This is a genomic window from Clostridium sp. FP1, assembly GCF_011065975.2.
Taxonomy (GTDB): Bacteria; Bacillota; Clostridia; order Clostridiales; family Clostridiaceae; genus Clostridium_AD; species Clostridium_AD tagluense.
Genome location: NZ_JAAMNJ020000001.1, coordinates 2054519 through 2068668 on the forward strand (window position 1 = coordinate 2054519; position 14150 = coordinate 2068668).

Sequence of the window (14150 nt, forward strand, 5' to 3'; positions counted from 1 at the left end):
TTAGTGCAAATGGGAGGAATAGAACACAAAATCTAGTGTAAAAGCGCTTTAAGTTTCCAATACGACATCATTCACCTAATTTAGCAAAGCCACCATGATAGAGTAGGTGAATGTATACTTGTTCCCATTGTAAAAACTGGAAGGCAGCAATTAGTTTTTAGTTGGTAATAATAGAATAGAATTGTAGGAGGAATTATGGATATTTCGATAGTTGAAATGAATAGAATCCTGGAAAATTCAATGAAAGAGGGAAAAATACCTAATTTTGAAACGGTTGATGAAAAAATACATTTAGGATACATGCTTTTAGAGGAAAGAAAATGTGCAGAAGCTTGTAATTTGTGGTGGGATGCGTGGAGTGACATTATTTATATCATGGAGCATCATGAAATTTCAGGAATAAATGCATTCGATGATAAATTTGGAGGAACTCAAAGTGTTTTTAACTGGTCATCTGACTTTGAAATGGAATTGTATAATGCAGGCAGAGACGATGAAAGTTATTTAGAGAGAAGGATAGGGTTTTGCAGTGAGTATGTAAAAAGAAGTGAGGATAAGCAACATATAAACAATGAAAACATGAAGAGAGCTATTGCTGAATCCTATATTAAGCTTGGTAGAAAAAAGGAGGGCGATGCGCTTTTTGAGAATTATCTAATGGAAGATCCTAACTGGGGCTGGGGAAGGATTGGCTGGTCAGATTGCTATTGGATTTTTCATGGAAATAAGCAAAACGATTACCCAAAGGCTGAAGCTATATTAAAAAAGGCATTAACTATTTCAGGATTACGGGACAGAGAGGATGTAATGGAAAGGTTAATGAATTTTTATAAGGATACTGACAGAGAAGTGGAAGCTGCTGAAATTAAAAGAGAATTAAATGAATTAGAAAAAAACAAAGGGTTCGCTAAGAATAATATTCAACCAAGTGTATCCGCAAAGATAGGGCGAAATGATTCATGTCCTTGCGGAAGTGGTAAAAAGTACAAAAAATGTTGCGGAAAATAATAGAGTGGAAGAGAAGTATCAGCTCTGACACATATCTTTTATTTGTTTGATGGTTGTAAGTAATTGAGGTATAATAATATTCGACCAATTTCACTTACAAAAGTAGGGAGAAATGACCCTTGTTCATGCGAAAGTGGTAAGAAATATAAAAAATATTGTGGAAAATAATAATTAAAAGAAATGAGGTAACTATTAAATGGCAAAATGTATACTTTGTAATAAAAAAATAAAATTTTCAAGAAAATGTCCGGCTTTAAATGAAATTATTTGTTCAACTTGCTGTGGAAGTAAGAAAGAATCGGAAATACAATGCGCAAATAGTTGCAATTATTTGGTTGAAGGTCAGATTAAAGAAAATAAAAAACAAATAATGCAATTTGTAAAAGAATCTTTTAACAGTGAATACGAAGACATATATCAAGATAGGAGAATATTGCAATTAGTATCACCTTTTGAAGAATTTGTATTTAGAAAGTATTATGATGATAGAAATGTAACAGATGAGTTTATATCTGATTGCTACATAAAAATATATTATACTTTAGAGGGAAAAGGAAGTATTTATACTTTTAATGAAATTGAAAAGGACATATTTAACGAATTCAGTGAAATTGCTGAAATAACTAAAATGCCAATAGAATCACAGAAGCTTATACTTATAAGAATGGTGAAATCAGTAGACAGCATGACAGGTGGCATGTTCGGAAACAGAATGTATCTTGAATTATTAAGAAATAATTTTACTGGAACTGGTGTTGTTTCGGAAATTATGGATAAAATGTAATATTTGTAACATAGAACTGCTTAATTAAGTTATTTATATTAATTAAGCGGTTTATAATTATTGAAGATATAGATTTTTTTAGTTCTATCTTATACGAAATGGATTAATCGATAAGAACAGTATATTATTTTGGGATGAGTCAGAAGCTAATATTAATCCTAAGTTTATTCCGGAGCTGGTAGAAATATTAATCGAATTACAAAAAAATGGTGTTCAGATTTTTGTAACTACCCATGATTATATTTTTGCAAAATATTTTGATATTAAACGTTCTGAAAAAGATGAAATTATGTATTATTCATTATATAAAACTGATGATGGTGTGAAATATGAGAATAATGTTAAGTTTGGAGATTTAAAAAACAATGTAATTAGAGATACCTTTATTCAATTGTATAAAGATGAAGTAGAAAGGGCGATGGAATAATGGTTGAAATAAATGAATCTAATATGATTTTTGGCGATTTTGAACAAGATAAAATATTTGAAATTGAAAAATCTAAGCTGCATAGTAAAATAGGAAATGGAATAAAAGTTGTAGAGTTTATTCTTTTAAAAAATATGAATCAATTAAACTTTATTGAAGCGAAATCAAGTTCACCAAAACCAATAAAAGACAATGATGAACGTTTTAACAGAATGGGCGGAATTCTCCCATCCTCTTAGGTGGGAGATGAATAGCCCTTGACGATAGTCAACAAATAGCGTAAACTATAATCAGTAGTAAACATACAAAGGATGTGATTCATTGATTTTAGATACTAATAATCATTCAGTATTCTTGCTTAATTATCATTTAGTATTGGTTATAAAATATAGACGTAAAGTAATAAATGATGAAGTATCAAATAGGTTAAAAGAAATATTTGAGTATATATGTCCTAAATATAATATAACTTTAGGTGAATGGAATCATGATAAAGACTATGTTCATCTACTATTCAGAGGTTCACCAAATACAGATATATCAAAATTCCTAAATGCTTATAAAAGTGCCAGTAGTAGGCTTATAAAAAAAGAGTTTCCATCAATAAGAAACCAATTGTGGAAAGAATATTTTTGGAGTAGGAGTTATTGCCTTATAACAACTGGAGGTGCTCCAATAGATATAGTTAGAAAGTATATCCAAAATCAAGGAATGAAATGAGGTGAGGAAATGCTAAAGGCTTACAAATTCAGATTATACCCAAATGAGGAACAAAGAATATATTTAGCTAAAACTTTTGGATGCACTAGGTTTGTATATAATCGAATGTTGGCTGAAAGAATAAAGTCCTATGAAGAAAACAAAAATTTAGATATTAAGTCAGTAAAATATCCTACTCCTGCACAATACAAGACTGAGTTTGAGTGGTTAAAAGAAGTAGATAGTCTAGCACTGGCAAATGCTCAAATGAATTTAGATAAAGCATATAAGAATTTCTTTAGAAATAAATCAGTTGGATTCCCCAAATTCAAGAAAAGAACTAATACAAATAACTATACGACTAACAATCAAAGGGGAACTGTATACATTGAAAATAATCATATCAAAGTACCTAAACTAAAATCTATGATTAAGATAGAGCAACATAGACAGTTCAATGGATTGATTAAGTCATGTACTATATCGCAAGTTCCTAGTGGCAAGTATTTTGTATCAATATTAGTTGACACTAAAATTGTTAAACTACCTAAAATAGATAATAAAATAGGTGTGGATTTGGGAATAAAGGACTTTGCAATAACAAGTGACGAAGAAATTTTCAGTAATCCAAAGCACTTAAAGAAATCAGAAAAAAGACTAGGTAAACTTCAAAAGGACTTATCAAGGAAACAAAAAGGAAGCAATAACAGAAGAAAGGCTAGAGTCAAAGTAGCAAAGTTACATGAGAAAATAGCTAATCAAAGAAAAGATTTTCTCCATAAGGTAAGCACTCAATTAATTCGTGAAAACCAAACGATAGTTATTGAGGACTTAAAAGTAAGTAACATGATTAAAAACCACAAACTAGCAAAAAGCATAGCTGATGTTAGTTGGTCAGAGTTCAGAGCAATGTTAGAATACAAAGCTAATTGGTATGGTAGAACAATTATTGTAGCACCATCTAATTATGCTAGTAGCCAACTATGTTCTAGTTGTGGTAATAAATCAAGCCAAACGAAAGACTTGTCTTGCAGGACTTATATATGTCCAGTATGCGGAATGATAATGGATAGAGATATAAATGCAAGTAAAAATCTACTAAAACTAGCAATGTAATATAAGATATATTGTTAGAGAGGTCGGTTCTGACCTTGATAGCTTGGGTAAACTTGCTACAGTAGTAGTATTGACCAAGAAGCTCCCACCTCTTAGGTGGTGAGTAGTTCACCAGAGTTTAGAGAAGATAAAAAGGGAATATTGGATGTAAGAGTAAAAACCAAAAATAATGAACATATTGATATAGAAATACAAATTCTACCTACACAATTTATGGCAGAAAGAAGCTTGTTTTATTGGTCTAAGATGTATAATAGTCAAGTTAGTCCAGGAGATACTTATGATAAACTTAAAAAGTGTATAACTATAAATATTGTTGATTTTGAGCGAATACCTTTAGATAAAATACACACAAGATTTCATATTTTAGAAGATGAAACTGGATACAAATTAACAGATGTTTTAGAAATACATTTTTTAGAACTACCAAAGCTTGAAAGGTTAGGTAGTTTAATAGATATTGATGACCCTATTTTAGAATGGCTTAAATTTATAGATGCTAAGTCAAAGGAGGGGATGGAAATGTTAGCAGAAAAAAATGAGAACATTAAAACAGCCTATCAAATATTGCAGAGAGTCAGTAAAAGCAAAGAAGCTAGGATGGCATATGAAGCTAGGCAGGCGGAAATTATGGATCAGCTAACAAGAGAAAAGAGCGCTAAAGAAGAAGGCAAAGAACAAGGAATAAAAGAGGTGGCTAAAAACTTATTAGACATACTTGACGATGAGACTATTTCAGCTAAAACAGGTTTATCAGTTGAATTTGTCAAAGGACTAAGAAAATAATATATATCTAGCTATAGAACAAACTGAATAAAAAATAAAAAATGACAAGTTTTAAATATAAAGTGGATAGGCATTTAGTACCTATCCACTATTTTTATTCGATTAGTAGATGCTGATGACATAAAAAGCATAATATTGTAATACTACCAATATGCTACCTTGCTTATATATACACTACAAAAACTTCTCTAAGTTACATGTAATATCAAAACTTTTCTGATATAATCAACTAAGTTAGACATATTGGAAAGGACTTGATATTATGTTACCTTATAGTAATTATGGGAAAAGTAGAAAACTGCTAGAAACTTTTAGATTAATAAAATCTGGAATAGCCACAACGCCACAAGAAATTGCAGATATATTTGAAACTTCACCGGATAACATTCATAATTATGTAAAAGCATTGTTACTATTCAGGCATTCCCAATATGGAATGCCTGTGATAATATAAAAGCATGCTCGTAGCCACCTAATGTCTAAAAAATGGCATTATAAATTAAAGGAAGCCAAGAGGCGTTCCCCGATATAAAATTTAATAGAGCTATATCTTTTCTAGAACAGATATTGTCCGCTTCACTACCAATATCTGAAAGGTGCCTGTCACCTTTCAAAAATTGGAAATGAATTTTCAATTTTTGTTGCTAGTATTAAAAGACACCTGGCAATTGATGCTTGTTGATAGTGGGCAAAGGGTTCAAAAGATTACACCAAATTTGCTTTTCTCAAATTCTTCATGTGGAAAAACCGAAGAAGCAGTGAAGTATTATGCTGAGGTTTTCGAAAATTCAGAAATAGGCTTAATAAGTAGATATGGCAAGGATGAAGCAGAGTCATCAAAAGCTCAAGTAAATTATGCTGCTTTTAAGCTTTGCGGTCTTGATTTTTCGGCCATGGATAATGGATATGATGTAGATTTCAATTTCAATGAGGCATTTTCACTCATTATAAATCGCGAGGACCAAAAGGAAATTGATTATTATTGGGATAAACTTTCTGCTGTTCCTGAGGCAGAGCAATGCGGATGGGTAAAGGACCAATTTGGTGCATCATGGCAGATTGTGCCATCAAATATGGAGGAAATCTTAATGCATGGTACAAATGATGAAATTAAAAGAGTAACAGAGGCTTTTCTAAAAATGAAAAAGTTTGATTTAAATGCTTTGGAGAAAGCACGTTTAGGACGTTAACTTAAACAGTTATTATACATGAAATACATAGATTACTACAGGTAATAGAGATACTACTAAACCGAAAAGTAAGTAAAACTATGTACAGTAAAAAACCATCTGAATTCCAGATGGTTTTTTTTATATCCGTTGCTCTTGGTTTCCTAAGTCGTCACAAGTAGAAACGCCACAACCTTTTATTGATTGTGACGTATAATAAGAAAGATGTATATTAACACAAGCTAAAGATTATGCCCATTTTACATGTCGTTTAGCTTTCTGCTTTTAATTATGCCTATAACCGCTAACTGTAGAATTATGATTGCTATACTAACGAATATCAGCAATCCAACAGATGTAAAAGGCTTAAAATAATAACTCCACTTTTCACCTGTTGAACAGGTTATCATTAAATAGGAGACTATAAATGATATAATGTTCCCCAATGCACCTACAGGAAAATTATGTGTTTTCTTACAAATAAAAATTAAAAAAATTAAAGTTGCTATCATTAAGCCATATCCAATCATCGAACTATTTATTAAATCCTGATACATTGAAAAGTATACATACGGAAAAGAAAATAGCACCAACAGTAATAATCTAACAATCCATTTTTTCACACCCGAATTCCTCCATTTAAAAGATATAAATAATCTTTGTTGCACATAATTTTTGTCTAGAAAATTACGTTTTTTTCTTTTTAACTTTCAAGTATAAATAATTTTTCTACCGTAGTGTTTAATATTACTCTTCATCTATTTTTACTCTTAACATTTTATTCTTAACTTTTACAGCATATTTTAATTCATATGCTGGTACACCATTATTAATTGCTTCTGCAATTTCATCCATTTCCTTTTTTATCTTTTCTTCATCAACATACCAACCAAGTACAATTGATTTTTCTCCCCAAAACGCTCCGCTATTAACACCAATCAGCCAATGTTTAGGCTCATCGTTTTTTGCTTTGTACATTACATGTGACGCTAAAACTTTATAGCAATTAACAATTGATTTTCCATCATATGATTTAATAGTAATTTTCCCTGTTGGTACAATTATAGTATTGGGTAAAGTTTTGTTGTTTTCAGTGGACTTTATCTCCCCTAGCATCAAATAATCTAAAGATACATTAAGTTCTTTAGATAACACAAGCAATTTTTCCATTTCTGGATAGCCACTCCCCTGTTCCCATTTAGAAACTGCTTGACGACTTACTCCAATTATTTCTGCTAACCCTTCCTGTGAAATATGTCTTTCTTTCCTAATTGATTTTAAATTATCTGCAAAACCCATGACTTTCTACCTCTTTTCTTTGTTATTATGTGTAAATTATAATATGTTTTACACTCAAATAACACCAATCTACATTTGCAAATCCGCAACTTGTATTTGCATTTTTCATAAACTGTATGAAAAAAATCATTTATCACTTAATTTCTATCAAAATTATTACATCACATACTATAAATAATTTTGAGGTTACTCCCCGATAAATCCCTATCTGTGTGTTGGTTATATAAAGATATTTATTTGTCGCGTCGTGCTTTTTTACGATTACATCTTAATAATACCATAATATAACAAGGAGAAAAAGATTAGGATATTCAAAGTCTTTACCTCAGCATATTTTCATTAAGTCGTCTCAAGTAAAAATGCCACAACCTTTTATTGATTGTGACGTCTAATATGAATATTATTCACTAACTATATAATTTGAAGTTATAATTTTATTAAATTATTTATTTCTGAAATTTATATTGTTTAATTAAACGAAGGTTACGAATTTTTCTTTATGTATATTGTTAATGCCTTAATTAGCAAGTAAACTAAATAGATTATAACGGCGTATCCTAGTAAACTAATTATGCCCATAAGCATTATCGCGAATGTTTTACCCAATTATATTCCCCCTCTTTCAGTTATTTAACATCTTTTACAAATAGGAAACATCTCATTAAATATATTCTATATATTGCAAAAAAGAATATAGAAAGTGTATTTGGTTTGTGGTGGTTTTTTATTTTTGTTCGCTATTTTCGCATCAACTCCATTCAGCTACCTTATTGCTCTGCTGATTTCAGTAATCCTATTTGGCGTATATACACCGATGCAATATAAATCGGGCTTTGAAAAACAAAATATTTCTTCATGATATTAATCATGTGAACGCAATTTTCATTGACTTTATTTTTAAAATTTTAAAGGCAAATTTTTATCTTTGGCGAATGATATTATGTAAATGTTATTACAAAAAAAAGCAAATAAGAAAATAAGGAGGTCGAATTTTAAAATGGATAAAGAGTTATTACAATATTTAGGAGTGAATGAAAAAGAGGTAGTAACAAATTATGCTGATATAGATTCAGAAAAGTTACTGGATGATGAATATAAGATATTAAATGTGAAGGTGTTTTCAGCAGGATTACTTGATAATCAAACTATAAATAAATTTAATACTCAAAGCACAGAGTATAAAGAGTTTATTAATCTTAAGGAGGTAGAAATCGAAGCTTTAAAGAATAATGATGAATTATTAAGTGAAACAGATTTAGTATTATTAATTGGAGAATATGAGGATACGAAAGCCATGGCAAAGCTTGAATATATTATACAAAATGCTGGCTTAAGGGATATAAAAACTGTATTGCTGCTAAGTGTTAATAACAATATAGATAATGATTTAATAAGGGAGATATCCACAAAAGTAGATGTGCTAGTTCCAATTATAGATAATAAGGTTCAGCATTACGCACAGAATGCATTTAGCTTTTTAGATAAAAATAATCTTAAGGCAGAGCTTGCACAGCAGTATATAAATACTATTTTAGAATTTGCTCCAGAACGTATAAGTGTCATTGCGCCAATTGATATTATAGATATATTTACACATAACAAGGGTATAGCTTATGTATCTTCAGCATCAGCTAATGGAGAAGGCAGAGCAGAGAGCGCAGCAGCTTTAGCCTTAAGTAATATATATAGCTTGAAAGATTATAAAGATTGTAAAATTCTTTTATTGACCTTTTCAGGTGGTGAGAGCTTAGGGCTCATAGAAATAAATGATGCAGCACAAGTTATAGTAGATAAGTATAGTGATGAAGAAACAATACTATTTACTGTAGGGCTGGATGAAAGCATGGGGAGTGAGATGAGGGTGAGTGTTATGGGGATATAATTATGTTCAGGGTAAGTGAAGTTTAGTATGATTTAAATGGAATGTGTTATGTGGTAAAATTAACATGGAAAGTTTGATGGATTTTGGTAATGAGTATCTTAAGTATATGAAAGAAATAATATATATATAAATTAGGAGGATGTGCATGATACATATTACTAATGAACATTTTGAAATTATTAAAAATAAAGATTGTATGGTAAATCATGATACTTGTAAAAATGTGTATTATAAGCATGATTTGAATAAAATATATGAAATAAGTGAAAATCAGTATTTAAAAATAAAGTATGGTGAAAACCATGCTTTCCCAACAGCTCATGTCATAAGGAAAAGCTGTATATTAACAGGAGAAGAAGAAATGTCTATAGGTTATTGTGATTATATGAATGATAAAAGCTATCCGTTATGTTATCCAGAACATATAATTAAATATGGTAACTATTTGTATATCTCTGATATGGGTAGCAAAAGAATACTGAGATTGGATTTGAATAATTATGAGTTGGATGAATATAAAAAGTTAAATGAAAGTGTTTGGGCCTATGGACGAATAGGTAAAAATGAAGTGGTGGAATTAGAATCAGGGATGTATATACTGTGATACATTAATATAGTTTGCTACACGAGGTAAAAGAAATGTATTTTTTCATAATAATCAAAATTATAAGGAGTGGAGAATATGAAAACATTGGTAGTGTTCTATTCATTAGAAGGTAATACAAAATTAGTAGCAAATATGATTGCTGAGGAATTAGGTGCTGAAATACTAGAATTGAAACCTAAAAAAGAAATACCTAAAGGCAAATTTTTAAAATTTGTATGGGGCGGAAAAAGTGTAATATTTGGTGAAAAACCAGAACTTCTAAACCAGATTCCAAAAATGGAAGCCTATGATACAGTTTTTATAGGTACACCCATTTGGGCAGGAACTTTTGCACCACCTATAAATACATTCATTTCAAGTAATATAATATCAGATAAAAAAGTAGCATTCTTTGCGTGCAATGCAGGCGGAGGAGCGAAGAAATGCTTTGGTAAGTTGAAAACATTATTTATAAATAACATTATTATTGGCAGTATTGATTTTGTAGACCCAGCAAAGCAGAATAAAGAAAGGGTGGAAGAAGAAGTTAAAGCGTGGATTAAGAAAATATCTTAAAAGAATATTTAAATAAATTGATCATTTATATAACTACGAGCTGGTTATAGTTCGGAAATTGCAAATAAAACTTCAGAATTATTTAGTCAAACAGAAAAAATATTGAAGAAATGCGATTGTGATTCATCTTGCCATGAGTGCCCAAATCACTTTTGGAATCAAAGGGTACAAAGCAAGCTGAACCGATATATAGCTTTGCAACTTCTTGGGTGGGGTGAAAAAGGAGTTATAGAAAAAGAATTTAATAGTACTGAGCAATATGAGATATTTAAACCAATTAAAGAGCTTCTAGAGTTAGATGGAGAGTCAACATACACACTTTGCGATATACTTTAATTATGGAAAATAAATATAGAACAACTAAAACTACAGTAAGTTTAATTAATTATCATTTTATATTTTGCCCAAGGTATAGAAGAAAAATATTCTTAATACCTAATGTGGAAGAAAGATTTAAGAATATGGTCAAATGTGTATGTGATGAGATAGATATTGAAATTATCGCAATAGAATGTGATAAAGACCATACTCATATGTTTTTGAATTGTATTCCAACATTAAGTCCTTCTGATATTATGCAAAAAATAAAGGGTGTAACAAGTAGGGTTTTGAGAGACGAGTTTAACGAATTGAAGAAAATGCCTAGTTTATGGACTAGAAGTTATTTTATATCAACTGCAGGAAATGTAAGTAGTGAAACGGTAAAAAAATATGTGGAAAGTCAAAAAACAAGATATTAAAAAGCGAGGTGAATACTGTGCCAAATTATATTTTAACAGTAAAGCTAGATACGGAAAAATATCAAGAAAAGATTTTAAATAAAAGATTAGAAATAAGTAGGAATATATATAATAGCTGTTTAGGAGAATTATATAAAAGATATAATAGCATGAGAAAGTCTAAAGAATATAGGAAAGTTGTTAAAATGACTATAGGAAAAGACCGTAACAAACAATTCAATGAATTAAATAAAAAATATGGTTTGACAGAGTATTCACTTCATGATTTTGTAAAACCTATTCAAAAACATTTTAAAGGCAATATAGATAGCTTCACCGCTCAAAAAATAGCTTCACGGTGCTTTAGTGCATTTCAAGGATTAATGTTTCATACTGCAAATAGGGTTTGTTTTAAGAAATATGGAGAAATGAACAGTGTAGAAGGAAAATCCAATAAAACAGGAATTAGATTTAAAGACGGTAAGCTATTTTGGAATGGATTAGAAACAGATGTGATTATAAATAAAAATGATGAATATGCAGAAATTTCGCTATTAAACAAAGTTAAATATTGTAGAATAGTTAGAAAATTTATTCGTGGAAAATATAAATATTATATTCAATTAGTTTTAGATGGTATTCCTCCTGTTAAATATAATAAAGAAACTTGGGAAGTTAAAAATAGTATAGGGAAGGGCAATGTTGGAATAGATATTGGAACTCAAACTATAGGAATTGCTTCAAAATATGATGTTAAATTATTAGAATTAGCACCCGAAATTAATAATATTGAAACAATTAAAAGAAGATTATTAAGAAAACTAGATAGACAAAGAAGAATTAACAATCCTAATAATTTTAATGAAAATGGTACAATAAAACATGGTGTAAAATTAATATGGGTTAAATCCAATAAGTATATTAAAACGCAAAATGAATTAAGAGATATTCAAAGGAAACAAGCTGATATAAGAAAGCAAAGTCATAATATTTTAGCTAATAAAATAGTGGGTTTAGGTGATAGGATATTAGTGGAAACAATGAACTATAAAGGATTGCAAAAACGTTCCCAAAATACTACCGTAAATGAAAAAACAGGAAAATTTAATAAGAAAAAAAGATTTGGAAAGTCTTTAGCGAATAAAGCACCAAGTATGCTTTTAACTATATTAGACAATAAATTAAAGTGGAATAATACTGAATTATATAAAGTTAATACTTATAAAATAAAAGCATCACAGTATAACCATTTTGATGATAAGTATAATAAAAAAGAATTAAGTGAACGTTTCAACATATTTAATATAGATAATGAAGAAATTAAAATTCAAAGAGATTTATATTCTAGTTTTTTAATAATGAATGTAAAAGAAAATTTAGAAGAAATAGATAGAGAAAAGTGTTTCAGCGAATACGGTAATTTTAAAATGCTTCATGATAAAGAAATAAATAGATTATTAAGTAGTGACAATAAGAAAATACCAAGTATGGGAATATAAAAAAAATAAGGTTTTGATATGAGCCTTTAAACTATCGTTAATTTATCCATTGGGATAATTGGTAGTAAAAGTCTTAGAGAAGTTATTTAGTTCTTATATGTTGTAATTTATAGTTTTTATATAAATGAGAGTATAGGAGAAGATAATGTATTTAAGAACCCCATGCCTTAAGGCGTGGGAGTATCAGAACCATGGTGAAGATGAGAGAATGATATATGGAAAAACAATTTCAGAAGAGTAATCAAAGGCTAAAGTACATGAAATCATATATAAAAAACATGAAAAAAACAATATGCAGGAAAAGGCCGAAGAATATAGACAGATTTTAAATAAAGCGGTAAATAGTAATTATGATAAGTATTATACTGAAAAATTATCTAGAGAAATGAATTATGAAGCTGATACATATGATGCAATTAAAAAAGGTTTAATAGAATTAATAGAAAAAGGAAATGAAAAAGCTAAGAATTTTTACGAGATACTTTATAAATAAAGGAGACAAAAACAATGTCAGAATGTATATTTTGTAATTACAATAAATCAGAAATAATAGCAGAAAATAAATACGCCTTTTCCATACTAGATCATTTCCCAGTAAATGAAGGTCATTGTTTGATTATACCTAAGAGGCACTTTCCTAATTTCTTTGAGGCAACGGAGGAAGAAATTAAGGCAATATATAGTTTACTGCACGAGGTAAAAGAAATATTTGATATTCAATATGAACCAGCTGGCTATAATATAGGCATAAATATAGGAGCTCATGCTGGGCAAACCATAGAGCATTTGCATGTGCACTTGATTCCTAGGTATGTAGGGGATGTGAGTAATCCTAGGGGCGGAGTGAGGAATTTAAAAGAGGCTTTGGTGGAGTATGATTCGAATTGTTCTACGGGGGGCAAGGATTATTTACTACCTAAGTTAACAGCTTCATTGAAAAGGGCAAAGACCAATTTGGCACAGTGATTCCGCTGTATGAACCTAGAGGTGAACAAATTGAGGCTTTATATGAACTTAAAAAATGTAGAGAAGAATGCTTAGATAAAGGATTAGTTGTGGCAGCAACGGGCATAGGTAAAACTTATTTAGCGGCTTTAGATTCACAGGGTTTTCATAAAGTTTTATTTGTTACGAGTTTTATCAGAAAATTAGAAGGTGTTTATAAAAGCTATCAAAATGCGAAAAACATTTTGATAGCTTTTATTGACTTTTTAAGGTGGCGAGAATTTAGCCCTCTTATAAATAAATGATGCAGCACAACTTATAGCAGATATTTATGGAGATGATGAAACAATGCTATTCAACCAATATTGGGAAGAATCAGTTTTCAGTTAGAAAATACATGGGGAGTGAGATTAGGGATAAATAATATTTGGATATAATTGGTTTACTGAAAAATAAACAACAATGAAAGCGTTGAGAAAATTGGTGGAGTGGGGTTAATATGTATTTAGTGCCTATTCGTTATATATTTTGTCGCTTGTTAGTAAATAGTATCATTTTTAATTGCAAATACGACAATATTCCCCTAATTTAGCAGAATTACTATGATAGAATGGGTTGACCATATTTTAAGATAGCAGATTATGATTATATAATC

20 protein-coding genes and 1 pseudogene are annotated in these 14150 nt (G+C 29.8%); 19 read left to right on the top strand and 2 right to left on the bottom strand.

The features are described from left to right. The first annotated feature begins 195 nt into the window (after positions 1–195). The 10 genes from G9F70_RS09940 to G9F70_RS09990 all read left to right on the top strand — a co-directional run bounded on the left by G9F70_RS09940 (position 196) and on the right by G9F70_RS09990 (position 6010). Positions 196–1008 (top strand): tetratricopeptide repeat protein, encoded by an 813-nt coding sequence (locus tag G9F70_RS09940; RefSeq protein WP_224617496.1) that lies wholly within the window; start codon positions 196–198, stop codon positions 1006–1008. 63 nt (positions 1009–1071) lie between these two features. After that, entirely contained in the window at positions 1072–1176 is a 105-nt protein-coding gene (locus tag G9F70_RS27465; protein WP_224617497.1) for an SEC-C metal-binding domain-containing protein, read from the top strand. Positions 1177–1204: 28 nt separating this feature from the next. Continuing rightward, positions 1205–1792, top strand: coding sequence for a hypothetical protein (locus G9F70_RS09950; protein WP_164947666.1), 588 nt, complete (start codon positions 1205–1207; stop codon positions 1790–1792). Between the two features lie 289 nt (positions 1793–2081). After that, complete coding sequence (locus G9F70_RS09960) at positions 2082–2219, top strand: hypothetical protein (protein ID WP_224617498.1); 138 nt, start codon at positions 2082–2084, stop codon at positions 2217–2219. Continuing rightward, on the top strand, positions 2219–2458 hold the full coding sequence (locus G9F70_RS09965; RefSeq protein ID WP_187353024.1) for a hypothetical protein: 240 nt from the start codon (positions 2219–2221) through the stop codon (positions 2456–2458). Before G9F70_RS09960 ends, G9F70_RS09965 begins: the two co-directional genes overlap by 1 nt. A gap of 82 nt (positions 2459–2540) precedes the next feature. After that, positions 2541–2939 carry an IS200/IS605 family transposase gene (gene tnpA / locus G9F70_RS09970; protein WP_164947667.1) on the top strand — a complete coding sequence of 133 codons (399 nt, stop codon included), beginning with the start codon at positions 2541–2543 and terminating at the stop codon, positions 2937–2939. A gap of 9 nt (positions 2940–2948) precedes the next feature. Beyond that, a complete protein-coding gene (tnpB, locus tag G9F70_RS09975; RefSeq protein WP_164947668.1) occupies positions 2949–4034 on the top strand; it encodes an IS200/IS605 family element RNA-guided endonuclease TnpB in 1086 nt (361 codons plus the stop codon). Positions 4035–4130: 96 nt separating this feature from the next. Beyond that, positions 4131–4820, top strand: a complete 690-nt coding sequence (locus tag G9F70_RS09980; RefSeq protein WP_164947669.1) for an Rpn family recombination-promoting nuclease/putative transposase — start codon at positions 4131–4133, stop codon at positions 4818–4820. A 262-nt stretch (positions 4821–5082) separates the two neighbouring features. Next, positions 5083–5274, top strand: a complete 192-nt coding sequence (locus tag G9F70_RS09985) for a hypothetical protein (protein ID WP_164947670.1) — start codon at positions 5083–5085, stop codon at positions 5272–5274. A 169-nt stretch (positions 5275–5443) separates the two neighbouring features. After that, on the top strand, positions 5444–6010 hold the full coding sequence (locus G9F70_RS09990; protein WP_164947671.1) for a VOC family protein: 567 nt from the start codon (positions 5444–5446) through the stop codon (positions 6008–6010). A gap of 239 nt (positions 6011–6249) precedes the next feature. Here the strand turns inward: G9F70_RS09990 and G9F70_RS09995 are convergent, their stop codons facing one another. Continuing rightward, positions 6250–6612: a hypothetical protein gene (locus tag G9F70_RS09995; RefSeq protein WP_164947672.1), complete on the bottom strand. Its 363-nt coding sequence runs from the start codon at positions 6610–6612 to the stop codon at positions 6250–6252. 124 nt (positions 6613–6736) lie between these two features. After that, positions 6737–7288, bottom strand: coding sequence for a helix-turn-helix domain-containing protein (locus G9F70_RS10000; protein WP_164947673.1), 552 nt, complete (start codon positions 7286–7288; stop codon positions 6737–6739). Between the two features lie 997 nt (positions 7289–8285). Between G9F70_RS10000 and G9F70_RS10005 the strand changes: the two genes are divergently transcribed. From G9F70_RS10005 to G9F70_RS27470, 9 genes and pseudogenes are all read left to right on the top strand, one after another. Beyond that, positions 8286–9170: a hypothetical protein gene (locus tag G9F70_RS10005; protein ID WP_164947674.1), complete on the top strand. Its 885-nt coding sequence runs from the start codon at positions 8286–8288 to the stop codon at positions 9168–9170. Positions 9171–9315: 145 nt separating this feature from the next. Continuing rightward, the gene (locus G9F70_RS10010; RefSeq protein WP_164947675.1) at positions 9316–9774 is read left to right on the top strand and encodes a hypothetical protein; all 459 of its coding nucleotides are present in this window, start codon (positions 9316–9318) and stop codon (positions 9772–9774) included. A gap of 78 nt (positions 9775–9852) precedes the next feature. Then, on the top strand, positions 9853–10332 hold the full coding sequence (locus tag G9F70_RS10015; protein WP_164947676.1) for a flavodoxin family protein: 480 nt from the start codon (positions 9853–9855) through the stop codon (positions 10330–10332). A 102-nt stretch (positions 10333–10434) separates the two neighbouring features. Beyond that, entirely contained in the window at positions 10435–10668 is a 234-nt protein-coding gene (locus tag G9F70_RS10020) for a hypothetical protein (protein WP_164947677.1), read from the top strand. 2 nt (positions 10669–10670) lie between these two features. Further along, entirely contained in the window at positions 10671–11072 is a 402-nt protein-coding gene (gene tnpA, locus G9F70_RS10025; RefSeq protein WP_164947089.1) for an IS200/IS605 family transposase, read from the top strand. A 17-nt stretch (positions 11073–11089) separates the two neighbouring features. Next, positions 11090–12550 carry a transposase gene (locus tag G9F70_RS10030; RefSeq protein ID WP_224617499.1) on the top strand — a complete coding sequence of 487 codons (1461 nt, stop codon included), beginning with the start codon at positions 11090–11092 and terminating at the stop codon, positions 12548–12550. A gap of 292 nt (positions 12551–12842) precedes the next feature. Continuing rightward, complete coding sequence (locus G9F70_RS10035; protein WP_164947253.1) at positions 12843–13043, top strand: hypothetical protein; 201 nt, start codon at positions 12843–12845, stop codon at positions 13041–13043. A 14-nt stretch (positions 13044–13057) separates the two neighbouring features. Continuing rightward, positions 13058–13429: pseudogene (locus tag G9F70_RS10040) on the top strand (HIT family protein); the annotation flags it as partial. Between the two features lie 83 nt (positions 13430–13512). Next, a complete protein-coding gene (locus tag G9F70_RS27470) occupies positions 13513–13800 on the top strand; it encodes a DEAD/DEAH box helicase family protein (RefSeq protein WP_411955996.1) in 288 nt (95 codons plus the stop codon). Positions 13801–14150 lie beyond the last annotated feature (350 nt).